Below are 26,204 nucleotides of genomic sequence, written 5' to 3'. Positions count from 1 at the left end.
GGTCGTTCAATTTATGAACGGTCAGCCCTGACGGTTCAAAATTGTATAATATCCAGCGATGGTTGAATCCGCGAGGGCCTACGCGAAGCACAACAGCTTCGTCGATATCCGCCAGAAAGCTCCCGCGAAGGATCCCCGGCCGCGCCTGACCCGGCTGCTCGCAGGCTCCGGGTCCTGGGGCCTCGGCCCGGCCAAGGCCCGACTGGTGCGCGCCGCCATCGGCGAACTGCTGCGCGCCGCGCGGCCTCCCGACGGCTCAGCGCCCTTCACCTTGCACGCCAATGTCCGCGAAGAGCTCGCCCGGCTGACCGACGCCGAGCTGCCCCGGTACCTCTACTACCGCTATCGGTATGAAGTCTACCCGGACCGCAAGCTCCTGGACGACTATCCTCCCTGCGTCCAGATCGAGCCCACGTCCGTCTGCAACTTCCGCTGCGTCTTCTGCTACCAGACCGACCAGGAGTTCACCCGCAAGGCCAACGGGCACATGGGCATGATGACGCTGGACACCTTCAAGCGCGTCGTCGACCAGATCCAGGGCGAGGTCGAGGCCGTGTCGCTGGCTTCGCGCGGCGAGCCTCTGCTCTGCCGGGACCTCGACCAGATGCTGGCCTATGCCTCCGGCAAGTTCTTGGCGCTCAAGCTCAACACCAACGCCTCTCTGCTGACCGAGTCCATGTGCCACGCCATCCTGCAGGCCGGCGTCGCCACGCTCGTCTTCTCCGCCGACGCCGCCGCGGAGCCCCAGTACTCCAGGCTCCGTGCGGGCGGCAGCCTTGAGCAGGTGCTCAAGCATCTGAAGATGTTCGCGGAGATCAAGCGCAGACAGTATCCGCAGTCGCGCATGATCACCCGCGTCTCCGGCGTCAAGGTCGCGGGCTCCGGCAAGCTCGGCGATATGGAGCGCTTTTGGGGCGGCTACGTCGATCAGGTGGCCTTCGTCAACTACAACCCCTGGGAGAATGTCTACGGCGCGTCCCCGTCGCGGATCGCGGCGCCTTGCTCCGACCTGTGGCGCCGGCTGTTCGTCTGGTGGGACGGCCGCGCCAACCCCTGCGACGTCGACGTCCGCTCGACTCTGGCCGTGGGCAGCGTCAAGAGGGCCGGCGTATCCCGGATCTGGCGCGGCGAGGCCTACGAGCGTCTGCGCGCCGGCCACTTGGCCGGGAAGCGCTCGGAGCTCGAGCCTTGCGCGCGCTGCGCGGTGGTCTGATGGAAAACACGATCTGCGCCCTCATGCTCGGCCGCGACGGCAGTCAGGGATTCCCCGGCAAGAACACCGCTTCGGTGCTGGGCCGGCCGCTGATGGCCTATCCGATCCTCGCCGCCCAGGGGACGCCGCGAGTCTCGCGCGTGTATGTCTCGACGGACTCGCCCGGCATCAAGGCCGCGGCCGTCCGATTCGGCGCCCGCGTCATCGACCGCCCGGCCGAGCTCTGCACGCCCCAGGCGCTGGGCGAGGACGCCTTCGTCCACGGCTACCGCGTCATCCGCGACGAGGCCGCCCAAGAAGGCAAGACGCTCGAACTTGTGGTCCTCCTTTTCTGCAACGCCGCGACGGTCACCTCCGAGCTCATCGATGAGGGCATCGCCGCCTTGCGCGCGCGCCCCGACCTGGACTCGGCGGTCAGCGTCTCGCGCTACAACATGTGGAGCCCGCTGCGCGCGCGCCGCGAGAACAAGGACGGGACCCTCGAGCCCTTCGTGCCTTTCGAGGCCTTCGGCGACCCCAAGACCCTCAACTGCGACCGGGATTCGCAGGGCGACGTGTGGTTCGCCGACATGGGCCTGTCCATCGTGCGCCCGCGCTGCCTGGAGCGCCTCTCCGAGGGGCTGCTGCCCCAGAAGTGGATGGGGCGCAGGATCCACCCCCTCAAGCAATGGGGCGGCTGCGACGTGGACTACGACTGGCAGCTGCCGGGCGTCGAGTTCTGGCTGCGGCGCCACGGTTTTTCCGAAGCTCCCGCCGAAAGCGCGGGCCAGCCCGAGAAGGCCTCGCTGTGAAGCTGGCGGTCTCCAACATCGCTTGGGGCGCGGAGGACCTGGCCGGCCATCTGAGGCTGATCCGGGAGCTCGGCTGCGCCGGCGTGGAGCTGGCCGCAAGCCTGGTCTGGGCGGAACCCGCCGAAGCCACCGCGGCCCAGCGCCGCGAGCTGCGTTCGCTCATCGAGAGCGGCGGCCTGCGGACCGTCGGCTTGCACGCCCTGACTTTCACGCGGCCGGACTTGGTCCTCTTCGGCGAGGCCAAGCCCCGCGCCGCCTTGGGCGATTACCTCAAGAGGATGTATGAGCTTTGCCGGGACCTGGGCGGCAAGACGCTCGTCCTAGGCTCCCCCAAGAGCCGCCGCCGGGGGGGATTGCCGATCGCCCGGGCCGACGCCATCGCCGCCGATTTCTTCCGCTCCAGCGCCGAGCACGCGCAAGCCTTCGGCGTGTATCTGCTCATCGAGCCGCTTTCGCCGGCCGAGACGGACTACATCTGCGGCAGCGACGAGGGGGCCGCTTTGGTGCGGCGCGTCGGGCATCCTCATTTCCGCCTTGAGCTCGACGGGCGCGCGCTGGCCGAGACGAAGGAAGACTACAGCGCTTTTTCGAGGCACAAGGACATCTTGATGCACGTACAGACCTCGGATCCCGGCCTGGCCGAGCCCGGTTCGGCCGGCCTCGATCACGGTCCCATCGGGGCTGCCCTGCGCGCCAGCGGCTATGAAGGCTATGTCACGCTCGAGATGCGCCGGGATCCCAAGGATTGCGAAGGCGCGATCCGCCGCGGCGTCGCCGCGCTTCAGGAGCATTATGTCGGGAGGGTCCGGACATGAAGGGACTTTCGGGTCTGCGCGTCCTCGTCGCCGGCTCCAGCGGCGGCATCGGCCGGGAGGTCGTCCGGCAGCTGGCGCAGCGCGGCGCCGTGATCGGAGCCCACTACTACCGCTCAGCTCCCGGACTTGACGGCTCGGCCGGGCCCGCGAGACTCAAGTCCTTCAAGGCGGATCTCTCCCGGCCCGAGCCGGCGGCCAAGCTGGTCGCGGCCTTCGCCCGCTGGGCCGGCGGCATCGACGCCCTCGTGCAGCTGACCGGCGACATCCATGCGGCCGACATCTTCGAAGTCACTCCGGCGCAGTGGCGCGCGGAGCTCGAGATGAACCTCACGGCGCCCTTCTTCCTGGCGCGGGAAGCGATGGCCCGGATGAGGCGGGCCGGGCGCGTCGTGCTGGCGGGCACGGCTTCGGTCCCACACGGCGGCGGCCGCGACACGATGGCCTACGGCGCGGCCAAGGCCGGCATCGAATGCGTCGTCAAGGGCCTGGCTCGTGTCGGCGCGCCGCGCGGCATCCTCGTCAACGCGGTATGCCCCGGGTTCATCGCGACCGGGTTCCACACCGTCCGCTTGGGCAAGGATGCCGCCGCGATGTCGCGGAGGGCGGCGCTGGTGCCTCTCAAGCGCGCGGGCACGCCCGCCGAGGTTGCGGGGCCGGTCTTGTTCCTGCTTTCCGAGCAGGCGTCTTATATCACCGGGCAGTGCATCGCGATCAGCGGGGGGGACTGGCTATAATGTTCGACTTCTATTTCGGCACCCAGGAGGAGATCCTCAAGGATGAGCCGCGCTTCCTGCTCGGGGTCAAGCGCATGCTGCCGCGCTGGGTCAACTCCATCCCCGATTCCGAGTTCCTGGCCATCTACGACATCCTCGAGCGCTTCGTCTCCAAGGACCGGCCCGTCCTCATCGAGACCGGGGCGGGCGCTTCATCGCTGGTCATGCTCTACTTCGCCTTCAAGCACGGCGGCCGTCTCTACAGCTGGGACTTCGTGGGCCCCAAGGGCGCCTTCCTGCGCGGCGTCGCGGTGGACTGCTTCGGCCCGTTGTTCCACACCAGCCTGCAGGACCACTGGCGCTTCATCGCCGGCTCCAGCCACTCGCCCGATGTCGGCATCCCCATCCTGGGCGAGCTCGGCGAGAAGGTCGACTTCGGGTTCTTCGACTCCGAGCATACCTGGGACGTCCTGCGCGGCGAGCTCGAGCGGGCCGAGCCGTTCCTGAAGGACGGGGCGGTCGTGGCGCTCGACGACGCCAACTATGACTTCGCCCACGCCAACACGGCCTACGCGAACATGATCCGGCGCAAGCTCGGCCTGCCGCCGGTCCCGGAGCCGTCCGACAACCGCGTGCGTCCGTTCTACCAGGAGGCCGAGGGATTCTTGAAGCGGCACTGGTCCGGCGTGGAGCCGATCCAGGACGCCTACAAGCCGAATTGCCGCAACGACATGTTCTTCTCCTATTACCGGACCGACCGCGAGGTGATGAACGCGGCGGGAATGGAGAAGCTGGACGCCCTCGAGCACCGTTTCGACGCCTGGAAGGTGCAGGGCCGCAGGTGACGTGAGCCTGCGTCCGGATCCCGGCGGCGGACGGAGCGGCGGGGAGGCGGCCGCCTGCTGGCTGGCCTGGAGCGCCCAGGCGCCTTCGGCCGTGCGAGCCCGAGCCGGCGTTCCGGCGGGTTGGGTCTACCTTGGCCGCAGTTGGCGGCAGCTGCGCCGGTGGGAGTCGGCGCTCGGACCCGGCTGGAACCGCATCGACATAGCCCCCGCGCTCCACCGCTGCGCGGGAGCCGCTCGGGCGCCCTTTCTGAGCTATCTTGAAGCGCTGGCGCGCCGGCACGGGGCTTGGCCGGAATGGTGGCTGACGCGGATCTCGGACGAGAACACGCTGTCGGGCTCGCTGTTCTCCGACCTCTGCTGGCTCTTGACTTCCTGCGAGCTGCTTCGCGGCGAGCGTCCGCAGCTCATCGTCGCGGAGAGCGAGGCCCTGCTCCAGTGCCTGGGCACGCTTGATGGTTCTTGCCGGCGGCTAAGGACCTTGGGCGAAGTCCCGGTGCGGATGTGGCGGCGCGCCCGGCAAGCCGCGCGTTGGTTGCTATTTTTTGCGAGATTTTTCCGGCGCGTCGTCGCTGCACGGGTGACGCGCAACGGTCCGATCCTTCCTGCTCGGGACGGAAGACCGTTGGCCTTGCTTCATTCCTGCATCAACTCCGAGTATTTCAGCTCGCCGGAGGGGCGCGACGCCTATTTTGGGATCCTTCCCGACGAGCTCGAGCGACGCGGCATCCAGGTGGTCACTTTGCCCTGGCTTTACAGCCCCGGCCGCAGCCCGCGCCAAGCCTTCGCGTGGTTCCGGTCGAAGCCGGGCCGGTATCTGCTCGCGGAGGATCACTACCGCCTGTCCGATTGCGTGACAGCGGTGCGAGCCGTCCTGCGCTCGGCGGCATGGCCGGAGTCTCCTCAGAGGGTCTCCGGCATCGCGGGTTTCCCCGAGGGCCTCGACATCACGGCGATGGTCGAGGAACAGAGACGCCTCCAGCTCTCCAACGTCGGGGCCGCGGAGTTCGCGCTGTATCCGCTCCTGTTCGAGCGCCTGGCCCAGGCCGGTTGGAAGCCGGATGTCTTCATCGATACATTCGAGAACACTCTGACCGAGAAGCCCGCGGTGCTGGCTCTGCGGCGGCTGTCTCCGGCGACTCGCACCGTGGGCTTTCAGCATTGGGCCGCGCCGCCGCCCCTGATGCTGCAGCATGTCGCGGTGCCCAAGCCTGACATTTCGCCCTTGTCCGATGTCATCGTATGCAACTCCCCTTTCATGCGGCGGCTCTTTATCCGGGAGGGTTTTCCTCCACAGCGCCTGCGCGTCGGCCCGTCCCTGCGCTATCCGCACCTCCTCCAGGAAGTCCCGAGGCGCCGGCCCGAGACCGGCTGTATTTTCGTCGGGTTCTCGCTCGAAATCGAGGGGGCCGTTGAATTGCTGGACTCGCTTATGGAAGCGTTCCCATCGGCTGAAGGGCTGACATTTTGGCTGAAACCTCATCCGCAGATGACGTCGCGCCTATGGAAGGGCATCGTCGGGCCGAGACCGCTGCCGTCTCATATGGCGGTCGTCTCGGGCCCCATAACGCCCTGGGTGGAACGCGCCGCTTGCGCCGTGGTCGGTGCGTCAACAGTCTCGATGGACTTCGCCATGGCCGGCGTGCCGCTGGTCATCGTCGGCCGAGCCGTCGTCCTGGACTTCAGCCCGCTGTCCCATTTCCCGGGCTGGCCGCAGCCCCTCAGGGGCGCTCGCGAGCTGCGGCGAGAGGTGCTGCGCACGGCGCGCCTTGATGAAGTCGAGAGGCGGCGTCTATCCGATGCGGGCAGGCGGCTCAGGGAAGAATGCCTTTCGCCCGTCAACGATGAAACGATCTCCGCGTTCGTCGAGGCGGCCGCGAAGAGCGCGCCAATCTAAGCGGAGGCGGCGCGTTCAGGGCTGCTGCGTCTTGGCGGTCTGCGCGTGGATGTCCTCGATGCAGCCCAACAGTCCCTGCCCCAGGTCGATGTAATGGCGGCCGATCAGCTTGCGTCCGACGCGCGGCGTGAAGTTGTAGGGGGTGCGCGCGTAATGCGTGTCCGGGACGTTGGCGGCGCGGCCCTGGCGGAATCGGATGCGGACGCCGCCTCCCAATATCTCGCTGATCATCTCCAGGAGCTCGCGGACCTTGATCGCCTGGTGGCCCGTGATGATGAGGTGCTGGTTGGCGAATTCCGGGGCGAGTATCTCGACGGAATAGCGCGCGGCGTCGTCGACGTGGATGTATTCCCGGGTCTCCTCGCCGTTGCCGTGGTAGATGATGCGCTTCTTGGTCAGGGCCTGGCGCAGGTAATTGCCGACGCCGTTCTCTTTTCCGGCGCGGCTGCCGTAGAGCGAGCCGTAGCGCAGGATCGTGTAGGCGAGGCCGTGATAACGGTGGTAGTTCTCGATGTAGGTCTCGCAGGCGCGCTTGGAGATGCTGTAGAACGAGCCGGCCTGGCTGTAGACGTAGAGCGTGCTCGCGAAGACGTAGCGCTTCACCTTGGCCTTCACGCAGGCCTCCAGGATGATGCAGTTCCCGAGGATGTTGGAGCGCACCGAGCCCACGGGATCGTCGTGCGCGGCCTGCAGGTCCGCGATCCCGGCGAAGTTGTACACCACGTCGGAGCCCGCCACCGCCGCCCGCACCCGGTCCTCGTCCTGGATGTCGCCGACCAGCATCTTCTGGCCCTTGCGCAGGAAGGGGGACACCTTCACATCGAAGACCGTGACCGCGTGCCCGGCGTCGCTCAGGGCGTCGCTGACGTGGCTGCCCAGGAAGCCGGCGCCGCCGAAGACCAGGACCTTCATGAAGCCCTCCGATGACCGGCCCCGGTTGCCGAGGGTGCCGGATGAGGTAAGTATAACAAAAGGAAGCGCGGCGTTCAATTATTGAACATCATGTCCGCCTTGTCTGGAGCGGACGCGGTCGCTGAGAAGAGGCCTCGCTTCCACCAGTAGCGATATAGCAGGGCGGCGGCTGTCCCCCAGACCGCGACTGACAGGACCGCCCGGAAGGCGGCGGGCAGCCAGAGGCGGCCCAGCGCCGGACAGGAAAATGGGCCCCAGTTCATCAGGAAATGGAGCGCGAAGACCAGGAATAGCAATCCGATGGCCCATTGGTAGAACCGTTGGGATTCCCGGGCCGGGGCTCCTGCGAAGAGCCGGGGGTGCAGCAGGGCATAAGCCGCGGCCGCGGCGCTGAGTTGGGATATCGCGCTGGACCAGGCGATGCCGGAGAGGCCATGACCGGCGCACACGAACGCATAGCCTAGCGCGATGTTGATGCCCAGGCCGCCGGCTTGGATGATCGCGGCCATATCCTGCTGGTTGAGCACGGTGGATATCAGGACCGTGTAGGCCAGGAGCGGGGCCGTGGTGCAGACGAGGTTGAGCACCAGGATCTCCAGAGCGGGGACGCCGGGCAGGAACTTGGGCACCAAAGCCGAGATCAGGGGGTGCAGCGCGGTCTGGGCCAAAGCCGCGGCCGCTCCCGTCAGCAGGAGTATGAGCAAGGTGAGGCGCTGCAGCTTGCCGGAGAGCGGACGGACCTGGCCCACGCGGCCGAGCTCCGAGAGCAGGCTGGTCTGGAAGACGTTGAGGAAGTCCGAGACGATGGCGCAGCCTTGGGTGATGAAGGTCATGGCGAAAGTGAAGTAGCCCAGGTCCTTGAGGGTCAGCCAACGCGCGACCATGGCGCGATCCGAGGTCCGGAACCCCCAATAGAGGAAGCCGTACAGGGCGATGGGCAAGCCGATGCGCAGCAGCCTCCGGGATTCTCGCGCGTCCCAGCGCGGGACGAAGTCTCTGGCATCCTTCTGCAGCAGGTAGTAGCCGAGCCCCAGCCCCGACGAGACAGCCGGGGCCGCCAGGACGCCGTAGAGGCCGAAGGAATAAAGTCCCGCCAAGGTCAGCGCCGGCTGGGAAAGCTTGAGCAGGAGGTTGGCGCGCGTGATGAGCGAGAAGCGCTGATGCGCCCACTGCATCGTGTCCATGTAGCCGTACAGGGAGGTGAGGAGGAAGCTCGCCGCGGCGACGGCCATGCCGGCTTTCAGGCGGGGGTCGTCATAGAGGAACATCCCGGCCAGGGCCATGCAGGCCAGGGGCACGAACAAAGAGCCGCCTTCAGCGGTCAGGGCGATGTTCCCCACATCCCGGGCTTCGGCCTGGCGGCCCTGGCCCAGCAGATGCAGCATCTCGCGGTAGCCGGCCTGCAGGAATCCCGGCCGCGCGAAGCCGGCATAGAGCTGCCAGAGTTGGATCAGGCCGACCACGCCGAGAGATTCCGGGCCGAGGCGCCGGGCGACCAGGATGTTCACCGCCGTGGCCAGCAGGCCGCCGCCGATGTTGATGATGGAGAGCTTTGAAGAAGAGCGGAAACTCTGCCGGATGCTAGACATGGATGGCCTGGACGATCAGGTCGGCGGCGCGCTCGGAGCTGCGCCCGTCCCCGAGGCAAGTGCCGTAGGCCCGGAGAAAGGAATCGTCGGCGGATGCCGAGGGCCGGAAATCGCCCGCGCGCAGGTACGCTTCCAATCGGGTCAGAAAATCTTTAGGGGTCCCATCCAGGGCGGCCCGGCGTTGGAGGAGGTCGCGGGCTGGCCCGGTCAGGCGGACCGATCTGTCGTCCGAGTAGACGAAGACCGGCCGGTCCGTGAGCAAAGCCTCGAGCAAGCCGGTGGAAGGAATGTCGGTGATGATGAGATCCACCGCGCGCGCCAGCTCCGGCAGGGGCGCCGCAGACTCGATGCGGGCTGATGGGAGCTCCTGAGCCAGCAGGTCCGGGATCGGGCTGGCGAAAGAACCTGCGAACGGCCGGTAGATCAGGCGGACGGCCGGGAAACGCTTGAAGAGCCTCACGATGTCCCGCTGGAGCTCCCAATGGCTGACATCCGGGAGTTCGCCGCAGCAAAGGTAGCGGGTATAGGCCGGATGCAAGGTCGGGAAATACAAGGCCAGAGGCGCTTCCGGGGCCCGCCCCGCGTTGAGCCGGCGGCGCAGGGCCGCGGGAACGCCGGGGCCGTGGGCTAAAGCGTCGAGCCGGGCGGAGCCTGTGGCGACGGGGCGGGCGCGCCGGTCCGCATAGCGCTGCAGGCGGCGGCTATAGTGGGCGGCGGACCCTTCTCCGTAGAAGAACATCGTGCGAGAAAGGCACAGGTCTTGGTGCTCCCAGGCGGAGTACTCGCAGTTGCCCCCGAAGCCGCCGTGCTGATAGACGAAGGAGGGCACCCTCTCGGCCAAGGCAGCGGCCATGACCGCGGCGTCCTGGTGCGTGTATATGGCCGGGACGATGACCGCAGCTATCGAACCCGTGCGGAACTCGCGCCGAGCCGCGGTGAAAGCGGACCAGGTCTGCGGGATCACTTGGGTCCACCAGAGGTCGAGCCGATCCTGCGCCGCCTCAGTCAGGTCGAGGCCCTCGGGCCGCAGGGGCGCGGCCCACCAGTCTTGCTCAGCGATCCCTTGGAGGCTGGGGATGGTCGCGGGCGGCGCCCCCGTACCGTCCAGCGATGCCAGGAACCGGGACCAGTGCATCGGGCGAAGTCCTCGCCGCGCCAAAGGCCGGACCAGGTACTCGACGTCGCAGTCCGGGCGCAGGAGCGCGCGGGGGCATGCCTCGGGGCCGGCGTTTTTGGTCCGTACGCCCGTCCACCAGAACCGCACCCCGGCCGCAAGCTTGCGCGCCGCAACCTCCGGGCGCCAGCGGCCTTTCCGGGGAGGCGGCGCGAAGCGCTCGTCGCCAACGCGCGGCCGGCGCTCGAGCGGGATGCCGCGCGCGTGGGCCCAGGCCGGCAGACAGCGCGCGGTCAGGGATTCGCGGAACACGAGATCCCAAGAGGGGACTGGCCGCGGGCCGTTTTCGAAATAGATCACCCGCGCCGGCTTGAGGCTCGCTGCGACGGCTTGGAGGATATGGGCCCGCAGATATAAGGCGTCGAACATCACCTTCAGCCAGAAAAAATGCAGGTGCGCCGGCCGGAAGCCCGCCTCTCGGAAAGCCGGCACCCGTTCTTGGAGCCACCCGTCGACTTGCCGCGCCCAGTCCGCCTCGGCGTCGAGGACTGCGTCGGCGCCGTCGCAGAGAGCCCGTTCGTCGTAGAGGTCCTCGGCCTTGGTGTAGGGGATCCCCGCGGCCTCCAGCCGGGCCGCGGCCGTCGGAGCCAGGGCCAGGAGCACGTCTGGACGGGGCGTTCCTGAAAGGACGGCTTCGACTTGGCCGGCCGATTCGAGGAATGCGACGACCGGACCCTTCCCGGTCACCAGACCGACCGTCCTCCGTCCATCACCACGTTCGTCCCGGTCATGTACGAGGAAGCGTCGGATACGAGGAACTGGACGGCTCCCTTGTACTCGTCCCGGCGCGCCATGCGCCCGAGTGGGATCAAGGATGAGAGGCGAGCGACGAAAGCCGGATCCTGGTTCGTGCGGACTCCGCCCGGGGACAGGGCGTTGACCCGTATCCCCCGGTCCGCCCAGTATGTGGCCAGATAGCGCGTCAGCCCAACCAGTCCGGCCTTGACGACGGAGTAGGACACCGGCTTGACCGGCTGCTCGGCGGGGGAGCGTCCCGGTACGCGGTAAAGGCGTTGGTCGGGCGCAATGACCGAGAGGTCCGAGGCGATGTTGAGGATGACGCCGCGCCCGCGCTTGGCCATCTCCGCGCCCAGGATGCGGCTGCACAAGAAGGCCCCGGTCAGGCCGACCGCGATATCCCGGCCCCACTGCTCCAGCGGGAAGTTCTCCAGACGCGACCAGTGGCCTGCTTTGGCCTTTCCTCCCGCTCCGGATCCCACCTTCGGGTCGATGGCGGCGTTGTTGATGAGGATGTCGATGCGGCCGTAGCGGCGGAGCAATCCGCGCCGCAAGGCCTCGACCTGGGCCGGGTCGGTGATGTCGCAGGCGCAGCCCAAGGCGCGGGTCCGCAGCCTCCGGGACAAGGACAGAGCGGCGGCGCGGGCCTTCGCGCCGTCGAGGTCCGCGATGATGGGGATGCCGCGCGCTTCGGCCACGGCTTCGGCGTGCATGGTCCCGAGCAAGCCCGCGCCTCCGGTGATGACGGCGACGCGTCCTTTGAGGTCGAAGGGGTTGCGCTTCATGGGTGACTCCTGGTCTGTCCGCCATCCACCACCAGAGCGGCTCCCGTGATGAAGGCAGCGCGCTCCGAGGCCAGGAAGGCGACGGCGTCGGCGATCTCTTCGGGGGTCCCGAAGCGGCCCATGGGGACCTCCCGGCGGATGTCCTGCCAAGTCCGCTCCGGCTCCTTGTCCAGGCGGGACTGCCAGCTCCCTCCCGGGAACAGGACGTTGCCCGGCAGGACGGTGTTGACCCGCACCCGGCGGGGGGCCGCTTCCCGGGAGAGCGATTTGGCCCAGGCCTGGAGGGCCGACTTGGCGGCCGCGTAGGCGGCCGGAGCCCCGATAGCCTCCAGGCCGGCGATGGAGCCTACCAGGACGATGCAGCCTGCCCCGGAGGCCGCGAGCAGCGGCATGGCCTGCCGCGCGGCCTGGACCGCGGTGCGCAGGTTCTGCCGCAAGGCCAGGTCCCAGTCCTCATCCGAGACCAAGGCCCCGGGCGGGACCTTCCCGGTCCCGGCGTTGGCGACCAGGATGTCGAGCCGGCCCCAACGCTCTTGGCAGCCCCGCACCGCGGCGGCCGCCCCATCGACTGCGGCCGCGTCGCCGGGGAAGGCGGCGATCCGGCCGGCTCCGAAGACCTTCTCGAGCTCAAGGCGCGCGGCGGCGAGCGCGGGCGCGTCGCGGCCGGAGAGGGCGACGCGACAGCCCTCCTCGGCCAGCCGCCGGGCGACGGCCAGCCCGATCCCGCGCGAGGCCCCCGCGACCCACGCCACCCGGTCTTTAATCTGTAGGTCCATGTCCCTCCGGCTTCAAGGTCGCCATCCAGCGCCGCGCGAAAGCGGCGTTGCGCTTGGTCCAGCCCACCTCATCCGGTCCGCGGGCCGCCTGCAGCACGAAGTGCCCGCCGTAGCCGCAGGCCTTCAGCTGGGCGAAGGCCCCGGCGAAGTCCGAGTCTCCCGTCCCCAAGGGGACGGTGCCGCCGCCGCGTCTGCGGTCCTTGATGTGCACGCAGGAGACCCAGCGGCCGATGGCGGAGAATTCCTCCGCGGGGGCGTAGCCCAGGGAAGCGGAGTTCCCGATATCGTGGTTGGCGCGGACCGCGGGATGCCCGACAGCCTCCAGGAGCGAACGGAAGCGGACCGGCTCCAAAGAGGTCTCCAGGCAGAGCAGGACGCCGCGGCGCTCGGCCTCCGGGGCGGCGGCGCGCAGGACCTCGGTCGTCTCCGCGAAGGCGCGTCCGTCCTTGATGGCCGAGGCGTCCACGAACGGGATGTCGATGTGCTCCAGGCCCGCCTCTCCGGCGGCCGCGATGATCCGGGCGAGCATGTCCCGGCGGCGGGACAGTTCCGCGGGAGGCGCCGAGTGCAGCGGATGGACCATGAAGAGGTCGGCGCAGGCCGAGCGGACCTCGACTCCTGTGCGGCGCGCGAGGGCCGCGATCTCGGCGCGGCCTTCGCGGCTGAGCAGCGGGTTGGCCTCCCAGTCCGGCTCGTCGACGATCCACTCGATGCGGTCCAGGCCGCAGTCCCGGGCACGGGCGAACTCGTCGCGCCAGCCGCGGGCCGGGAAGGACTGTATGCGGCCGCCTTCCGGAGGCGAAAGCCGGCCTTGCATGACGGCCAAAGCGGCGCTCATCCCAGCTCCTCTACGAGCTCGACGATGGTCCCGTCCGGATCGTGGGCGTAGGCCACCTTGACTCGTCCGTCCGGCGACACCGCGGGAGCGCTGTTGACCTTGAGCCCGCGCCGCCGCAGCCGGCGGCAGAGTCCGTCCGCGTCCCGCACGGTGAGGGCGATATGGGAGGCGCCCACGTCCTGGGAGCGGACCTGGCGCCGCGCCGGCCGCGGATGGGAGAGGTACTGCAGGAGCTCGATCATCCCCCCTGCGGGCGCCTTCAGCTTGGCCCACCGGACCCGCGCGCCGCGCAGGCCGACGACGGAGTCGAGGTACGGGCCTGCTTCGGTCTCTTCCCGCCAGACGCGCAGGCCGAGGAGGCCGCGGTAGAACCTGAGGGAACGCCGCAGATCGGTGACGACGATCCCGGTGTGCCGCAGGGCGGGTCCTTTCATCGGCGCGCCGCCGCGGCCAGGCACTCGGCCAGGGCCTCCTCTATGACCCCGATCCCTTCCAGCAAGGCGTCTTCCGCGATGGTCAAGGGGGGGCCGAGCTTGATGGAGCCCACGCCGGTCCGGATGAGCAGCAGGCCTTTGTTCACGGCGGACTTGGTCACGCGGTCCGCCAACTCGGTGTCCCAGACGTCGGGTCGCGCGCCGGTCAGCAGCAGAGCCCAGACCAAGCCTTCGCCGAACACGTGCGCGACGTTATTCGGGAAGCGCCGCTGGATGGCGAGCAGGCGCTCGCGCACGACCGGGCCCAGGCGCGCGGCGCGCTGGGGCAGGCGTTCGTCCTGGAGGACCTCCAGGGTGGCCGCTCCCGCGGCCGCGCAGAGGGGATTGCCGGAATGAGTGCTGTTGAGGCTCGGGTCCGCGTCCAGGATCTCGGCGCTGGAGAGCACCGCTGAGAGCGGCACGCCGGAGCTGATGCCCTTGCCGCAGCAGATGATATCCGGCCGCACGCCATAGTGCTCCAGGGCGAACATCCGGCCAGTGCGTCCGAAGCCGGACTGCACCTCGTCGAAGGAGAGGAGGGCGCCGTGGCGGTCGGCCCAGGCGCGGACCGCCGGGATGTAGCCTTTCGGATAGAACATCGCGGACCAGCCCTGATAGCTCTCGATGAGGAATCCCGCGACATCCTCGGCGCGGATGCCGGAGGCGAGCAGGGCCTTCATGTCCCGCTCGAAGCGCTCCGGGCCCGTCAGGCGGGCGCCGGCATCCCAAGGGTAGGGGAAGGGCAGGTGGTGGATGTTCGGGTCCCGGGGACCGATCCAGGCCTTGGCGCTGTCGCGCCCGGCCATGGTCTGCGCCCCCAAGGTCTTGCCGTGGAAGGCGTTGCCCCAGCAGATCATCTTGAGCTTGGTCGCTGAGCGCTTGCGGCCGTGGAGGCGGGTCAGCTTCAGGGCGCATTCCGTGGCCTCGGCGCCGGTCGTGAGCAGGAAGGCTTTCTCGATGCCTTCGGGGGCCGCCTCGACCAGCCGGCGCACGAGCCGTGCGCGCACGGCGGAGGGGAAATAGTAGCTGTGCACCATCGAGCCTTCGACCTGCGCGCGCAGGGCCGCGATGACCTTGGGATGAGAATGGCCGGTGTTGGCCACGAAGATGCCCGAAGTGAAGTCGATCCAGCTGTTGCCCCAGGCGTCCCATACGGTGTGGCCCTCGGCGCGGTCCCAGAGGACGGGATATTGGTCCCAGGTCATGGAGGCCGGCTCGTAGCGGGAGAGCTCCCGCAGGATGGGGATGGCCTCGGGGGGCGGCTGCGGGGTGACGATGCGCCGATGCGCCGTTTCGACCTTGGGCACCGGGACCGGGACGAGGATGGGTGTGAAGAAAGAATCGCTCATCAGTCGAGACTCCCGTGGCGTTCGATTAGGTGGAGCATGATGGCCTCCACCGCCCAGAACTGCGTTTCGTTGTCGATCTCGTAGTTGTAGTGGTCCTCTATCACCAGAGGTTCGCGGCGGGCGCCGAACCAGCGGCCTTCGCCCAGGTGCGCCGCTTTGTGGACGTAGACGTTGCCGTCGTCATAGAACCAGCCCTTCATCTGCTGGCGGGGCACGTTGTCCATCGTCCCCCATTCATACTGGTAGGTGGTGAAGCCCGTGGCCAAAGTGTCGGCGCCGCTGGCGAAGAACCTCTCGATGGCCCGGTCGATGAGCCCGCCGATGCGCACCGGCGAGGTGGGCTGGAGCAGGACCAAGTGGTCGGGTTTCTCCTGGAGCACGATGTGCTTGAGGACCGCCGCCGTGGTGGCTCCGTCGCTGGCCAGCTCGGCGGGCCGCCAGAGCACCTCGGCGCCGGCCCGCTGGGAGACTTCGGCGATCTCGCGGTCCTCCGTGGAGACGACGAAACGGTCGAGGCGCCGGGCCCGGCGGGCCGCCTCGATGGACCAGACCACTAGCGGCTTGCCCGCGATCGGCCGCAGGTTCTTGCGCGGGATGCCTTTCGACCCGCCGCGCGCGGGGATCACGCCCAGGATCATGCGCCCTCCTTGACCGCGGTCCCCAGGAGCATGACCTCCTTGGAGAAGCGGATCCATCGGTTGAGCCATTCCGGCCAGGGCGCCCGGTCCCAGGGCCGGTAGGGCAGCGGCAACAGGGCCGTGGCGCGGGCGAGCAGCCCCAACGGGGGAAAAGCCCAGACCGCGGGCAGCTGCAGGAAATAGTCCACGCGCACCTGGCCGAAGCCGGCGAGGGTCAGCGCGTCGGACAGGGCGTTGGCGCCGAAGGGCCGGATATGGCCGAGGTCCTCGAAGAATATCCGCTGGGTGTGGCGCCAGCTCGGAGTCATGAGGACGATCCTGCCCCCGGGGCGCAGGACGCGCCGCGCCTCGCGGAGCAGGTGCTCGGGCCGGCTGAGGTGCTCGATCAGCGACTTGGAGAAGGCGTAGTCGAAGGAGTCGTCCGGGAAAGGCAGCCGGCCGCCCTCGAGGTCCACGGTGCTGACCTCGCAGCCGGCCGCCAGGAGGGAGGCGCTGGCCGCCCCGTCCACCCCGGCTCCGGTGAAGCCGAGGGAGAGGAACTGCTGGAGGAACTCTCCCCGGCCGCAGCCCAGATCGATGATCCGTCCCGGGCGGGGGAGGAAACGGCGCGCGAGATGTCCGGCCAGGCGCGCCGGATAGTCGGTCCGGGGCAGGCGCGCCTCCGAGTAGGTCAGCTCAAGGTAGTCCGGCTGCGCCCCTCGTTCAGCGCTCATCCCGCCCTCATCCAATCTGCCACGTTGACCGCCTTGTCGTCCACGTAGAGATCGGCCGTGGGCTTGCCGAAGTGGAGCTCGTGGTAACGGACTCCCCAGTCCGCCAGTTGGCGTTCGGTCGTTTGCCGCCAGTCGATGCCGGTCGTGGCGCCGCGCGCGGTCTGCAGGAGGATGCGGTGCCCCGCCGCGAAGAGAGCGTCGACCCTCGCGATGACTTCCGGCCGGGGCCGAGCCCGCTCATAGTCCCCCTCCGTGTTCGTGCAGAGCGTGCCGTCGATGTCGAAGCAGTAGGTCACCGGTTCTGTGAGTTCTCCGGGTGCCAGTAGGTGCGCAGCTTCTTGCTGTTGGCCGATTCTTTCGGCGAGACGGTCTTTTCCCCTGCCCCCAAAGCGCTGCGCAAGGAGCGGATATCGCGGACCATGTACTCGAGCCCCCGCGGCTCCAAGGACGCCGATTGGTCGCTTCCATACATGGAGCGGTTGAGGGTGATGTGGCGCTCGATGGCCGTCGCTCCCAGCATGACCGCCACCAGGGGACCGAAGACGCCGACCTCATGGCCGGAGTAGCCGACCGGGCAGCCGTAGCGCTCCCGGAGGGTCCGCAGGCAGAAGATGTTGAGCTCCGAGTCCTCGGCCGGATACACGGAGACGCAGTGCATCAGGGTGAACGGGCAGCGGTGCTTGCGGAAGACCTCCACGGCGCGGTCGATCTGAGCGAAATCGCTCATGCCCGTGGAAACGTAGGTGTGGCGGCCTTCTTTGGCGATCTCTTCCACCAGCGAGAGGTGGGTCAGGATGGGTGAAGCGACCTTGTTGAACGGGAGGTCGTACTGCTGCAGGAATCTCTGGCTGTCGATGTCCCAGGCCGAGGCCGACCACTGGAGGCCGGCCTTCTTGCAGTGGCGGTCGATCTCGTCGAATTCCTTCTTGCCGAACTCCAAGCCCTCTTTCTGGGCGCGCTGGGTCTTCCCCCAAGGGCTCTCGCGCGGGCTATCGAGGAATTCCCTGGTGTAGACCTTGTCGATGGTCCGTTTTTGGAATTTGACCGCGTCGCAGCCGGCCTGCCGGGCCGCGTCGATGAGCTGTTTGGCGGTCTCGATGTCGCCATTGTGGTTGATGCCGACCTCGGCGATGATGAAGACATGCGCCGGGATATGGATCGGTCCCCGGATCTCAAGGGCGGCCTGTTCTTTTTGGGCAACGGTTCCAGCGGTCTTGTTCATGGTCTCTCCGTTTTAGTGGACTAGCGGCCCTCCCGCAGCGCGGCCATCGCCGTTTCGCTCGGGGTCATGGGTTCGGGTCTCGATTCATGCATGAGTCTGCGCAGCGATCTGTAGTCGGCCGGCGCCGGCTGCGGCCGAGGCCGGGACAGCAAGTGCTGCTTGAGCCGGCTCCAGAAGACCGTCCAGGAGCTCCTTCGGAATTCCTGCCTGAGCAGCCACAGTAAGATGAGCGTCCGTCCGAAAGGATAGCAATAAGCCGAGATCAGGTCATAGCCGAGGCCCCGCTGCAGATTGAAAGGCAGGTCGGAAGAGCTCTCCGCGGCTCGACCGGTGCGCGCCCGCCTCGGGAACAGGATCTTTAGGATCGGGCGGGGCAGGCGGTGGGTCCGGCGATAGTGGTGGGTGACTTCGAGCAGGATGCGGCGGCGCCAGGACTGTACGGTGAGGAAATCATGGGTGGTCAAGTTCAGGAACTTCGTCTCGTCCGACGCGTTGATGTCCGAAATGGCCAATAGGTACCGCTCTTCTTCCCGCAAGGTGCGTCCGATGAGGCCGTGGTGCCGCGCGAATTCGTAGACCGGCGTTCCCGGCAGGGCTTGGATATAGTTGATGCTCAGACGCTCGATGGGAGGGTCGTCGAGGGATTCGGTCGCGCGTTTGCAGAACTCAGTGGTCTCCCGGATCGTCTTCTCCGTCTCGCCGGGCATGCCCAGGACCAGTTGGTATATGGTGTAGAGGCCCGCCTCGCGCGTCCAGCGCGCCGCATTCTCATTGTCCTGCTGGGAGGCCCGCTTGTCCATGACTTCGAGCATGTCCGGGCTGCCGGTCTCCATCCCGTAATAGACCGCCACGCAGCCCGAGTCGCGCAGGTCTCGGAGGATCTGCGGCGTGACGGAGCGCACCCGGACTCCGCCCACTCCATAGAGCACATCCTCGGCCTTGATGGACGAGATGAAAGCCTGGAGCTGGCGCGGGTCCGAGCCGAAATTCTCATCGGCGAACATGAAGAAGCCGACATCGTGGCGGTCCTTGAGATACCGGACGTGCTGCATGATGCGCTCGACCGGGATGGCGCGATAGCCCTTGTCCCAGCGATGGCAGAAGGTGCAGCGCCCGACGCACCCTTTCGAGGTGATCAGATTCGCCAGCTTCCGGCCTTGGCGCCGCGGCTCATGGGTGCGCGGGTCCTGCCGGAAGTCGGGACGGCTGGAGGGATCGCCGATGAAATTTTCGATACGAGAATGCTTTTCCAGGACGCCGAAGTCCACATCGAGGAGCTCCGCGGCCGGGAGGGGGCGCTCATAGCCGGTGAACCGCAGGTCGCCATTCCGATCCAGATACGTGATGCCCGGGATCCGGGAGCAGGCGTCTCGGTCCTGATCGGGATCCTCCGCCAGGTGGCGCAGCAGGTTGCGGGCGACGAGCTCGCCTTCGCCTATGACGCAAAAGTCGACGGCGGCCAAGCGGTGGAGTATCTCGGCCGAGGCCGCCAGGTTCCCGCCCACTATGACCCGGGCCCGCGGAGCGACCCGCTTGATCATGGCGGAGAGCCGCTTGGTGTAGGCGTAGGCTGTCGAGACCACGGCCGATATGGCGACCACATCCGGCTGGAACTCCGCGACGAAACGTTCGACCTCCTCGAAGGGCGGCCGCAGTCCGTCGATGTCGTAGAAGCGGGGGTCCCAGCCGTCCCGCCGCAGGCTTTGGATGACGGCGAGCGCGCCGAAGGGCGGGAAGTCGGTCGGGACTTGCCGGATCGGGGTGGTGCAGACGAGGATTCTCATTCGTCGGCGGTCCTAAGATCCGTTCTCGAGCACGGCCCAGAGGGTGTCGGCGTGCCCGGCGCGGACCAACGCCTCGCCGTAGGCCTGGTCGAGGGAGCCCGGGAAGAGTCGCCCATAGAAGCCGAGGCCTCCCGGCTTGCCGGTGAGCATCCAGCGCAGGTGGTTCGATAGATCGTAGCGCTGCACCCCCGAGATCTCGGGGCGGGCGCCGGCTTGGCGCGCGGCCTGTCCCAGGGTCTGCGGGGAGAAATACCAGAGGTGCGCATCCTGGTAGTAGAAAGGGGCATAAGCCGGGAGCCGGTAGAGGGCGATGAGGGCGTCGTCCACGCTAGGCACCTCGACGACGACCCGGCCTCCGGGCTTGAGCCGGCCGAGCAGACCGCGCAGGAAAGCGACCGGGTGGCGAACGTGCTCGAGGACGTGGAAGAGCACGATGCGGTCATACCGCTGTTCTCCCAGTGCGTCCAAAGCGTCGACCATGGCCAGCCGGAGCTCCGCCGAAGCCCAGGCGCGGTGCCGGTGGGAGGGCTCCACGCCAGTGACGCCGCCCAGGAAAGGACGGGCCGCGTCCAGGAAGGCGCCGGAGCTCGCGCCGATCTCGAGCAGGGACAACTCGGGGGCCAGCAGAGTCTTGAGGCGCTCGACCCGTCTTCGGGCCTCGGGCAGTTCCTGCCTATAGGCCTGTGCGGGGGGGACCCCGGGTTCGTGTTCGTCTCGGTAGTGCTCGGAATAGAACTTCGCCAATTCGTCTTCCGTGGGCAAAGGGTCCAGGAAGACCAGGCCGCAGCTTCGGCAGCGCATGACGCGCCGAGCGGCGTCATGCCGCACGCCTTCCTGGATCACGGTAGGATTTCCCTCGGCGCAGAGTTCGCAGCGCAGGTCCGTGGCCATCTTGTTCATTTCGTGAACATTATACATTATCTTGAGGTGGGGACCTGCCTGCCGGCAGTCATCCATTCAAGGTTGCGCGGGCAAGTTTTGTATCATAGCTCTCAAGATGCGTCTAGCGGTCACTCCCCAATCTTTCTCCAAAAATCCGGTCTTGCGGCGGGAGCTCCTGCAGCTTTTCCCGGACTGCGTGTTCAACGAGCATCTGAGCCATCCCACCCAGGCGGAGCTGGCGCGGCTGCTGGAGGGCTGCGACGGCGCGGTGGTGGGCCTGGAGCCCATCGGCGAGAAGCTCATCTGCCGTCTGCCGCAGCTCAAGATCATCTCCAAGTACGGGGTGGGGCTCGACAACCTCGACCTGGCGGCCTGCGCCAGGCATGGCGTCATGGTGGGCTGGACCCCGGGCTTGAACCGGCTCTCCGTGGCGGAGATGACCTTGGGCATGATGCTGGCCCTGCTGCGGCACATGGTCTCCACCTGCCACAAGCTCAAGGACGGCTGCTGGGAGAAGGCCATCGGCGCCGAGCTCACGGGCAAGACCGTGGGCATCATCGGCGTGGGGCATGTGGGCAAGGAGGTGGCCAGGCTCCTGGAGCCTTTCCACTGCCGCATCCTGGCCAACGATATCCTGGACCTCGGCGCCTACTGCCGCAAGCACGGGCTCATCCCCGCCACCAAGGCGCGCATCTGGAAGGAGGCGGATCTGGTGACCATCCACGCGCCTCTGACCCCGCGCACGCGCCGCCTGGTGGACCGCAAGGTCCTGAGCCGGATGAAGGAGACCTCTTTCCTCATCAACACGGCCCGCGGCCCCATCGTGGATCCCAAGGCCCTCAAGTGGGCGCTCCAGAAGGGAGTCATCGCGGGCGCGGCCTTGGACGTCTATTGCGAGGAGCCGCCCCAGGACAAGGAGTTCCTCAACCTGCCCCACCTCATCTGCACGCCGCACCGGGCGGGCAGCTCACGGGAAGCGGTGCTGGCCATGGGCCGCAGCGCTATCGCTCATCTCAAGAAGTTCTTCCTGGCCGGGATGTAGGCGGCTCCATGGACAGGGATTGCGCGATATACGTGAGCGGCCATGCCGGCTTGGTGGGTTCGGCTTTGGTGCGCCTCCTGCGCCGCAAGGGCTTCCGGCGCGTGGTCACCCGGTCTCGCCGGCGGCTCGACCTGACCGACCGGGCCGCGGTGGAGCGGTTCTTCCGGTCCTGCCGGCCGCGGTACGTCTTCCATGCGGCGGCCGAGGTGGGCGGCATCTCGGCCAATTCCAGCCGGCCCGCGGATTTCATCTATCAGAACTTGGCCATCCAGACCAATGTCATCGACGCGGCGCACCGGCACGGAGTCGAGCGGCTCATCTTCTTCGGAAGCTCCTGCGCCTATCCCAAGTCGGCGCGCGTGCCCATCCGCGAGGACAGCCTGCTCACCGGAGCCTTGGAGCCCACCAACGAGCCGTATGCGGTGGCCAAGATCGCGGGGCTCAAGATGTGCCAGGCCTACAATCGGCAGTATGGCTCGGATTTCCTGACCGTGGTCCCCGCGAACCTGTACGGCCCCGGCGACCATTTCGCCGAGGACGGGCATGTCGTGGCCGGCCTCATGCGCAGGTTCCATGAGGCCAAGGTCAGCCGCTCGCCCGGCGTGACTCTCTGGGGCTCGGGGCGGCCCCGGCGGGACTTCCTTTACGTCGACGATCTGGCCGAAGCCTGCCTGTTCCTGATGCGGCGGGCGGAGCGCCTGCCTTGCGATCTGATCAACATCGGCTCCGGCCGGGAGACCTCGGTCCGGGACTTGGCCCGCTCAGTGCTTCGAGTCGTGGGTTATCGAGGCCGCATCGCGTTCGACGCCTCTAGGCCAGACGGCGCGCCGCGGCGATTTCTGGACAGCCGGCGCATCGTTGCGTTGGGCTGGCGGCCAAGGACGGCTTTGGCGGAAGGACTGCGGCTGACTTACGCTTGGTACCGCCGAACCCGGGCATCCCGGCCATAACACGGGCCCCCCCAAGCCCGGCCGGGCGTCAGGCTCGCCCTTGCGGCAGCAAGGACAGCACGAGTTTCGACAGGCGCACGACGATGAGGGCCCCCGCGGCCATGACGACGATGATGGGGGACAAGAGGAGGACCCACACGACGAGAAGCGCCCGCTTGGCGGCATTCATGCGATGTTCAGTTCGCTCTTATAGAACAGCTCGTGGCGCAGGCTGCGGATGAGCCGCAATTCCGGCGCCCAACGATACATCCTGTTCCGCAGTTTCAGCGAATAATAGTGGCCGACGAAGCGGGCGGCCGCCTGGGCGGCCACGCGCAGAGGAGCGTTCTTGAGGCTCCCCATGACATTGGTCAGGGCGTGGGCGAGGATGCTCATGTAAGAGATGTTGCCGAGATAGCGTCTCCCCTCGGCCCCGAACCAGGGGTTGCGCAAGCCTTCGGTGTCATAGTCGTCGAATATCCAGTCCGCCCAGCCCTCCAGGCTTTGCGGCGGACGCAGGCCATGGTCGAGCGCCAGCTGGAAATCCGGCGTGCCGGGAAGCGGCGTATAGATGGCCATGGTCTCGAGCTGGCAGTCGGGATTCTCATCTTTGAGCCGGAAGGCCAGGTCGATGGTCGCGTCGATGTCGTCGAAGGTCTCGGTCGGATAGCCGATGATGAGGCTGAAGGCGGGGATGATGCCGTGCTCCCGGCACCGTTGATTGGCGGCCAAGGTCTGCTCGACCGAGATGCCTTTGTTCATGAGCTTGAGGATGCGGGGGGACCCGGATTCGGCGCCGAACTTGAGCGTGTGGGCGCCGGCTCTCTTGAGGGCGGAGACCTCGGCATCCGTGGCCTTGCAGAACACGTCGACCCGGGTGCCGGAGGTGTAGAACGAGATGCCGAGGCCGCCGGCGATGATCCCCTCGCAGATGGCGTTGGCCCGGCCCCGGTTGATGTAGAACTCGTCATCGCGGAGCCAGATCCTATTGAGGCGGAAGCGCCGGACCGTCTCCGTGATCAGGCCCAGGCTCTTGGCCACCGACATGGCCCGCCATTTGTGCTGGCGGATGGCGGCGCTGCTGCAGAACCCGCACTGGAACGGGCAGCCGCGGCTGGTCTGGCCGATATCGAGGGCGCGCGAGCTCTCTTGCAGGTACATGTCGGGGTGGATGTATTTCTCCACGTCGACCAGGTCCCAGGGGACGGGAAGCAGCCCCTCGACGTCCAGCAGCGGCCGCGGCTCGGTCCTGACGGCCCGGCCGCCCTCCTTGAACGCGATGCCCTTGATCTGACGCAGGCCGGCCTTGCGGGACAGAGCCGAGACCAGTTCCAGGGCGGTCTCATCGCCTTCGCCGATGCAGACGATATCGACATCCGCATGCTGGACGGTCTGCTCGGGCAGGACGGACGGGTGGCAGCCGCCCCAGACCAAAGGCACGCGCCCTCCCGTCAGCTCCCGGCACATCCGGGCCAGGCGCAGGGCGTGTCGGACCTGCGTCCCGGTCATGGTCGATATGCCGATGCAGAGGAGCTCGCTTGAGATGTGGGTCTTGAGGGTCTCCTGGGTGATGGCCTGGGTCCTCTGATCGAGGACCGTGACCCGGTAGCCGGCCTTGAGCAGGGGCGCGGCCACGGCCAGGACGGCGTGGGGCGGCGCGATCGTGGAGCCGAAATCCATGCCGGTCTTCGGGTAGAGCAGCAGGACGTTGGGCTTCAGCTGTTGCTCAGGCATAGAGGGATCAACGGGGGATGATGGCGTGCATAGTATATCAACAATCCCTGACGGAGGTCGGCTGGCCCCAGGGAAGGGGTGCGCCCACTGAAAGTAGGTAGTCTGGCGAAATGCCGTACCGGCCCTGGCGGCGCAGAGCGCCGCCAGGCGCGCGCCCCCACTATTCCTCTGGGGCGCGCAACTTCATGAAAGAATCTTTTATATGTTCGCCGCGACAGAGGAAGGGTCGCGGCGGGCTCGCGGCCATACGGGCCGCGAGCGCAGGACGCAATGAGGCCGACGGCGAAAGGGTTATCCACCGACTCTGTACGTACAGAGTCGGTGGATAAAATCGGACGGCAGGTCCGGAGATTCACCTACTTATGATGGGTGCACTCCCAGGGAAGGCGGGAGAACAGCGGCGGGCCCGGGCGCGCTCAGACCTTGCGGGACGGCTTCCAACAGACGGTCTCGGTCAGGATCTGGGCGTAATAGGCCGCGCCCCAGCGCAGGACCTGGAGCTTGCGCACGCCCCCGATGCGGTCCGGCTCGTCCACGGGGATCTCTCCGACGCGCAGGCGGCTCTTGGCCGCCCGGATGGAGAGCAGGGGCTCCACCCCGATGACGGTCCCGAACCACTTTTCGGTGAAATAGGACTCTTCCTTGTGCAGGTCGAGCTCGTTGAACAGGCTCGTCCGATAGATGCGGTAGATCACCATGGCGTCGGTGTAGCGGCCGCCGTGGAAGAGGTTGATGGAGGCCGTGAAGAGCCAGTTGCCGAAGGCGGTCACGGCGTCGTCGTCGTCGCTCTTGGCGCCTGTCTTGTACCGGGACCCGATGACCATGTCGTAGCCCTGCTGGAAGGCCGCGATCAGCTTGGGGATGGCATCGGGAGGCGAGTTGCCGTCCGGGCTGAACGTGATGACCGTGTCGCCCTTGACCAGGGGCCAGGCCTCGATGTAGGCGTGGCGGATGCCGCGCTTCTTCTGCACGTAGAGGTCATAGCCCTGGGCCCGGGCATAGTCCTGGGTGCCGTCCGTGGAGCCGCCGTCCACGATCAGGATCTGGTCCACCCATTCCTTGCGGATCTGGGGCATGATGACCTTCATGCCTTCGACCTCGTTCATGGTGGGGACGAACAGCGTCGTCTTCATCGCGCCGCTCCCCGCGTCCGCCCGAGCTTGCGCGCGGACAAGAAGCGCTCCACCGTCTCCAGCAGATAAGCCACATGCTCCGGCCCCAGGTCCTGATGCACCCCGACGTGCAGGCCGTTCTCTCCGAGGTATTCCGCTTCGGGGAACTGCCCCTTGCGGTAGCCCAGGAACCTGAAGCCGGGGCACTGGGTCGGCATGGAGCTGAACAGGTGCCGGGTCTCTATGCCGTTCTTCTCCAGGAACTCTCCCAGCTCGTTGCGGCTGAAGGGCGCGTCCTCGCCCAGGATGATGGGAAACGCATGCGGGCCGATCCGTTCATGCTTCTCTTCTTTGAACGTTCGCAGATAGGGGGCGAAGCGGCGCAGGCCCCGCATCAGCGCGAGCAGGTTGCGCCGTCTTTTGGCGATGATGCCTCGGTACAGGTCCAGGCTGCCCAGCCCCACCGCCGCCTCCAACTCGTTCATCTTGCATGAGTAGCCGATGCGTTCGAAGACGAAACGGATGTCGGTGCCCTGGCCGAACTTGAAGCGCCGCGGGCAGAACTCGGCCTGGCCCGTGTTGAGCACGCAGACTTCGCACTGGCAGGCGCGGCCGTGGCTGCGCAAAGAGCGCAGGATGGCGGCGAACTCGGGCCGGTCGGTGGTGACCACGCCGCCCTCGATGGTCGTGATGATGTGAGCGATGTAGGTGCTGAACGCTCCCAGGTCTCCCAGCCCGCCCACCGGCCGGCCTTTGTAGAGCGCGCCGTGGGCCTCCGCCGCATCCTCGACTACGAGCAGCTTGCGCCTCCTGGCGATGCGGTTGATCGCGTCCATGTCCGCGGGCTTGCCCATGAGGTGGACCGGCATGAGCGCCCGCGTGCGGCGCGTGACGGCCCTTTCGATGCGCGCGGGGTCGATGTTGAGGGTGTCCCGCTCCACGTCCACGAAGACCGGCTTGAAGCCCGCGTGCAGGACCGCGTTGCCGGTGGCGACGAAGGACAAGGCGGGCACGATCACCTCGTCGCCGCGCCGGGCGCCGAGGTCGTGCAGCACGGCCAGGGCCAGGATGTCGGCGTCCGTGCCCGAGCTCACGGCCACGGCATGGGCGGCGCCCGTCGCTCGCGCGAACTTCCGCTCGAATTCGCCGACCAGCCTCCCGCTGGAGACGCGGCCGGCGTCGAGCGCCTCGTCGATGAGGCGGCGGGCGCGCGGGGTGATGGTGATGGTGCCGAATGGCATGT

The 26,204-nt window shown here is 67.6% G+C and carries 26 protein-coding genes; 8 read left to right on the top strand and 18 right to left on the bottom strand.

The window, feature by feature from the left end; translation table 11 throughout:
• Positions 1–58: 58 nt before the first annotated feature.
• The 6 genes from NTY77_13655 to NTY77_13630 are packed head-to-tail and all read left to right on the top strand — an operon-like array spanning position 59 to position 6,271.
• Complete coding sequence (locus NTY77_13655; GenBank protein ID MCX5796534.1) at positions 59–1,213, top strand: radical SAM/SPASM domain-containing protein; 1,155 nt, start codon at positions 59–61, stop codon at positions 1,211–1,213.
• Positions 1,213–2,004: a cytidylyltransferase gene (locus tag NTY77_13650; GenBank protein ID MCX5796533.1), complete on the top strand. Its 792-nt coding sequence runs from the start codon at positions 1,213–1,215 to the stop codon at positions 2,002–2,004. The genes NTY77_13655 and NTY77_13650 overlap by 1 nt, the downstream gene beginning before the upstream one ends.
• Positions 2,001–2,819 (top strand): sugar phosphate isomerase/epimerase, encoded by an 819-nt coding sequence (locus NTY77_13645; protein ID MCX5796532.1) that lies wholly within the window; start codon positions 2,001–2,003, stop codon positions 2,817–2,819. The genes NTY77_13650 and NTY77_13645 overlap by 4 nt, the downstream gene beginning before the upstream one ends.
• Entirely contained in the window at positions 2,816–3,553 is a 738-nt protein-coding gene (locus NTY77_13640; GenBank protein MCX5796531.1) for an SDR family oxidoreductase, read from the top strand. Before NTY77_13645 ends, NTY77_13640 begins: the two co-directional genes overlap by 4 nt.
• A complete protein-coding gene (locus tag NTY77_13635; protein MCX5796530.1) occupies positions 3,553–4,377 on the top strand; it encodes a class I SAM-dependent methyltransferase in 825 nt (274 codons plus the stop codon). Before NTY77_13640 ends, NTY77_13635 begins: the two co-directional genes overlap by 1 nt.
• A gap of 1 nt (position 4,378) precedes the next feature.
• Positions 4,379–6,271, top strand: a complete 1,893-nt coding sequence (locus NTY77_13630) for a hypothetical protein (GenBank protein ID MCX5796529.1) — start codon at positions 4,379–4,381, stop codon at positions 6,269–6,271.
• A gap of 15 nt (positions 6,272–6,286) precedes the next feature.
• On the opposite strand, the gene NTY77_13625 is transcribed toward NTY77_13630, so the two are convergent.
• The 14 genes from NTY77_13625 to NTY77_13560 form a co-directional block, all read right to left on the bottom strand.
• Positions 6,287–7,183: an NAD(P)-dependent oxidoreductase gene (locus NTY77_13625; protein ID MCX5796528.1), complete on the bottom strand. Its 897-nt coding sequence runs from the start codon at positions 7,181–7,183 to the stop codon at positions 6,287–6,289.
• A 74-nt stretch (positions 7,184–7,257) separates the two neighbouring features.
• Positions 7,258–8,772, bottom strand: a complete 1,515-nt coding sequence (locus NTY77_13620) for an oligosaccharide flippase family protein (protein MCX5796527.1) — start codon at positions 8,770–8,772, stop codon at positions 7,258–7,260.
• Complete coding sequence (locus NTY77_13615; GenBank protein MCX5796526.1) at positions 8,765–10,633, bottom strand: hypothetical protein; 1,869 nt, start codon at positions 10,631–10,633, stop codon at positions 8,765–8,767. The genes NTY77_13620 and NTY77_13615 overlap by 8 nt, the downstream gene beginning before the upstream one ends.
• On the bottom strand, positions 10,630–11,469 hold the full coding sequence (locus NTY77_13610; protein MCX5796525.1) for an SDR family oxidoreductase: 840 nt from the start codon (positions 11,467–11,469) through the stop codon (positions 10,630–10,632). The genes NTY77_13615 and NTY77_13610 overlap by 4 nt, the downstream gene beginning before the upstream one ends.
• The gene (locus NTY77_13605; protein ID MCX5796524.1) at positions 11,466–12,245 is read right to left on the bottom strand and encodes an SDR family oxidoreductase; all 780 of its coding nucleotides are present in this window, start codon (positions 12,243–12,245) and stop codon (positions 11,466–11,468) included. The genes NTY77_13610 and NTY77_13605 overlap by 4 nt, the downstream gene beginning before the upstream one ends.
• The gene (locus NTY77_13600; protein MCX5796523.1) at positions 12,229–13,083 is read right to left on the bottom strand and encodes a sugar phosphate isomerase/epimerase; all 855 of its coding nucleotides are present in this window, start codon (positions 13,081–13,083) and stop codon (positions 12,229–12,231) included. The genes NTY77_13605 and NTY77_13600 overlap by 17 nt, the downstream gene beginning before the upstream one ends.
• Positions 13,080–13,517 carry a VOC family protein gene (locus tag NTY77_13595; protein ID MCX5796522.1) on the bottom strand — a complete coding sequence of 146 codons (438 nt, stop codon included), beginning with the start codon at positions 13,515–13,517 and terminating at the stop codon, positions 13,080–13,082. The genes NTY77_13600 and NTY77_13595 overlap by 4 nt, the downstream gene beginning before the upstream one ends.
• The gene (locus NTY77_13590) at positions 13,514–14,905 is read right to left on the bottom strand and encodes an aspartate aminotransferase family protein (protein MCX5796521.1); all 1,392 of its coding nucleotides are present in this window, start codon (positions 14,903–14,905) and stop codon (positions 13,514–13,516) included. The genes NTY77_13595 and NTY77_13590 overlap by 4 nt, the downstream gene beginning before the upstream one ends.
• Positions 14,905–15,543 carry an acylneuraminate cytidylyltransferase family protein gene (locus tag NTY77_13585; GenBank protein MCX5796520.1) on the bottom strand — a complete coding sequence of 213 codons (639 nt, stop codon included), beginning with the start codon at positions 15,541–15,543 and terminating at the stop codon, positions 14,905–14,907. The genes NTY77_13590 and NTY77_13585 overlap by 1 nt, the downstream gene beginning before the upstream one ends.
• The gene (locus NTY77_13580; GenBank protein ID MCX5796519.1) at positions 15,540–16,256 is read right to left on the bottom strand and encodes a class I SAM-dependent methyltransferase; all 717 of its coding nucleotides are present in this window, start codon (positions 16,254–16,256) and stop codon (positions 15,540–15,542) included. The genes NTY77_13585 and NTY77_13580 overlap by 4 nt, the downstream gene beginning before the upstream one ends.
• The gene (locus tag NTY77_13575; protein MCX5796518.1) at positions 16,253–16,552 is read right to left on the bottom strand and encodes a hypothetical protein; all 300 of its coding nucleotides are present in this window, start codon (positions 16,550–16,552) and stop codon (positions 16,253–16,255) included. The genes NTY77_13580 and NTY77_13575 overlap by 4 nt, the downstream gene beginning before the upstream one ends.
• Entirely contained in the window at positions 16,549–17,478 is a 930-nt protein-coding gene (locus tag NTY77_13570; GenBank protein MCX5796517.1) for an N-acetylneuraminate synthase family protein, read from the bottom strand. Before NTY77_13570 ends, NTY77_13575 begins: the two co-directional genes overlap by 4 nt.
• A 20-nt stretch (positions 17,479–17,498) precedes the next feature.
• Entirely contained in the window at positions 17,499–19,262 is a 1,764-nt protein-coding gene (locus NTY77_13565; protein MCX5796516.1) for a radical SAM protein, read from the bottom strand.
• A gap of 12 nt (positions 19,263–19,274) precedes the next feature.
• Positions 19,275–20,162: a class I SAM-dependent methyltransferase gene (locus NTY77_13560; GenBank protein MCX5796515.1), complete on the bottom strand. Its 888-nt coding sequence runs from the start codon at positions 20,160–20,162 to the stop codon at positions 19,275–19,277.
• Positions 20,163–20,259: 97 nt separating this feature from the next.
• Between NTY77_13560 and NTY77_13555 the strand changes: the two genes are divergently transcribed.
• Together NTY77_13555 and NTY77_13550 are read left to right on the top strand one after the other, a co-directional pair.
• Entirely contained in the window at positions 20,260–21,186 is a 927-nt protein-coding gene (locus NTY77_13555) for a phosphoglycerate dehydrogenase (protein MCX5796514.1), read from the top strand.
• An 8-nt stretch (positions 21,187–21,194) separates the two neighbouring features.
• Positions 21,195–22,136 (top strand): GDP-L-fucose synthase, encoded by a 942-nt coding sequence (locus NTY77_13550; GenBank protein MCX5796513.1) that lies wholly within the window; start codon positions 21,195–21,197, stop codon positions 22,134–22,136.
• Positions 22,137–22,164: 28 nt separating this feature from the next.
• On the opposite strand, the gene NTY77_13545 is transcribed toward NTY77_13550, so the two are convergent.
• The 4 genes from NTY77_13545 to NTY77_13530 form a co-directional block, all read right to left on the bottom strand.
• Positions 22,165–22,305, bottom strand: coding sequence for a hypothetical protein (locus NTY77_13545; protein MCX5796512.1), 141 nt, complete (start codon positions 22,303–22,305; stop codon positions 22,165–22,167).
• The gene (locus NTY77_13540) at positions 22,302–23,849 is read right to left on the bottom strand and encodes a radical SAM protein (protein ID MCX5796511.1); all 1,548 of its coding nucleotides are present in this window, start codon (positions 23,847–23,849) and stop codon (positions 22,302–22,304) included. Before NTY77_13540 ends, NTY77_13545 begins: the two co-directional genes overlap by 4 nt.
• Before the next feature lie 416 nt (positions 23,850–24,265).
• Entirely contained in the window at positions 24,266–24,982 is a 717-nt protein-coding gene (locus tag NTY77_13535) for a glycosyltransferase family 2 protein (GenBank protein ID MCX5796510.1), read from the bottom strand.
• Positions 24,979–26,202, bottom strand: a complete 1,224-nt coding sequence (locus NTY77_13530) for a DegT/DnrJ/EryC1/StrS family aminotransferase (protein MCX5796509.1) — start codon at positions 26,200–26,202, stop codon at positions 24,979–24,981. The genes NTY77_13535 and NTY77_13530 overlap by 4 nt, the downstream gene beginning before the upstream one ends.
• Positions 26,203–26,204 lie beyond the last annotated feature (2 nt).

It is taken from the genome of Elusimicrobiota bacterium, from assembly GCA_026388095.1.
Lineage (GTDB): Bacteria > Elusimicrobiota > Elusimicrobia > UBA1565 > UBA9628 > UBA9628.
This window is presented reverse-complemented; position numbering and strand designations above follow the sequence as displayed.

Bases quoted from the DNA above. Each gene is read 5' to 3' on its own strand.
- NTY77_13585 (MCX5796520.1), bottom strand. From the start codon at position 15,543: ATGATCCTGGGCGTGATCCCCGCGCGCGGCGGGTCGAAAGGCATCCCG.
- NTY77_13625 (MCX5796528.1), bottom strand. From the start codon at position 7,183: ATGAAGGTCCTGGTCTTCGGCGGCGCCGGCTTCCTGGGCAGCCACGTC.
- NTY77_13535 (MCX5796510.1), bottom strand. From the start codon at position 24,982: ATGAAGACGACGCTGTTCGTCCCCACCATGAACGAGGTCGAAGGCATG.
- NTY77_13595 (MCX5796522.1), bottom strand. From the start codon at position 13,517: ATGAAAGGACCCGCCCTGCGGCACACCGGGATCGTCGTCACCGATCTG.
- NTY77_13565 (MCX5796516.1), bottom strand. From the start codon at position 19,262: ATGAGAATCCTCGTCTGCACCACCCCGATCCGGCAAGTCCCGACCGAC.
- NTY77_13545 (MCX5796512.1), bottom strand. From the start codon at position 22,305: ATGAATGCCGCCAAGCGGGCGCTTCTCGTCGTGTGGGTCCTCCTCTTG.
- NTY77_13655 (MCX5796534.1), top strand. From the start codon at position 59: ATGGTTGAATCCGCGAGGGCCTACGCGAAGCACAACAGCTTCGTCGAT.
- NTY77_13590 (MCX5796521.1), bottom strand. From the start codon at position 14,905: ATGAGCGATTCTTTCTTCACACCCATCCTCGTCCCGGTCCCGGTGCCC.
- NTY77_13570 (MCX5796517.1), bottom strand. From the start codon at position 17,478: ATGAACAAGACCGCTGGAACCGTTGCCCAAAAAGAACAGGCCGCCCTT.
- NTY77_13550 (MCX5796513.1), top strand. From the start codon at position 21,195: ATGGACAGGGATTGCGCGATATACGTGAGCGGCCATGCCGGCTTGGTG.
- NTY77_13540 (MCX5796511.1), bottom strand. From the start codon at position 23,849: ATGCCTGAGCAACAGCTGAAGCCCAACGTCCTGCTGCTCTACCCGAAG.
- NTY77_13620 (MCX5796527.1), bottom strand. From the start codon at position 8,772: ATGTCTAGCATCCGGCAGAGTTTCCGCTCTTCTTCAAAGCTCTCCATC.
- NTY77_13600 (MCX5796523.1), bottom strand. From the start codon at position 13,083: ATGAGCGCCGCTTTGGCCGTCATGCAAGGCCGGCTTTCGCCTCCGGAA.
- NTY77_13640 (MCX5796531.1), top strand. From the start codon at position 2,816: ATGAAGGGACTTTCGGGTCTGCGCGTCCTCGTCGCCGGCTCCAGCGGC.
- NTY77_13555 (MCX5796514.1), top strand. From the start codon at position 20,260: ATGCGTCTAGCGGTCACTCCCCAATCTTTCTCCAAAAATCCGGTCTTG.
- NTY77_13560 (MCX5796515.1), bottom strand. From the start codon at position 20,162: ATGAACAAGATGGCCACGGACCTGCGCTGCGAACTCTGCGCCGAGGGA.
- NTY77_13580 (MCX5796519.1), bottom strand. From the start codon at position 16,256: ATGAGCGCTGAACGAGGGGCGCAGCCGGACTACCTTGAGCTGACCTAC.
- NTY77_13605 (MCX5796524.1), bottom strand. From the start codon at position 12,245: ATGGACCTACAGATTAAAGACCGGGTGGCGTGGGTCGCGGGGGCCTCG.
- NTY77_13530 (MCX5796509.1), bottom strand. From the start codon at position 26,202: ATGCCATTCGGCACCATCACCATCACCCCGCGCGCCCGCCGCCTCATC.
- NTY77_13610 (MCX5796525.1), bottom strand. From the start codon at position 11,469: ATGAAGCGCAACCCCTTCGACCTCAAAGGACGCGTCGCCGTCATCACC.
- NTY77_13650 (MCX5796533.1), top strand. From the start codon at position 1,213: ATGGAAAACACGATCTGCGCCCTCATGCTCGGCCGCGACGGCAGTCAG.
- NTY77_13635 (MCX5796530.1), top strand. From the start codon at position 3,553: ATGTTCGACTTCTATTTCGGCACCCAGGAGGAGATCCTCAAGGATGAG.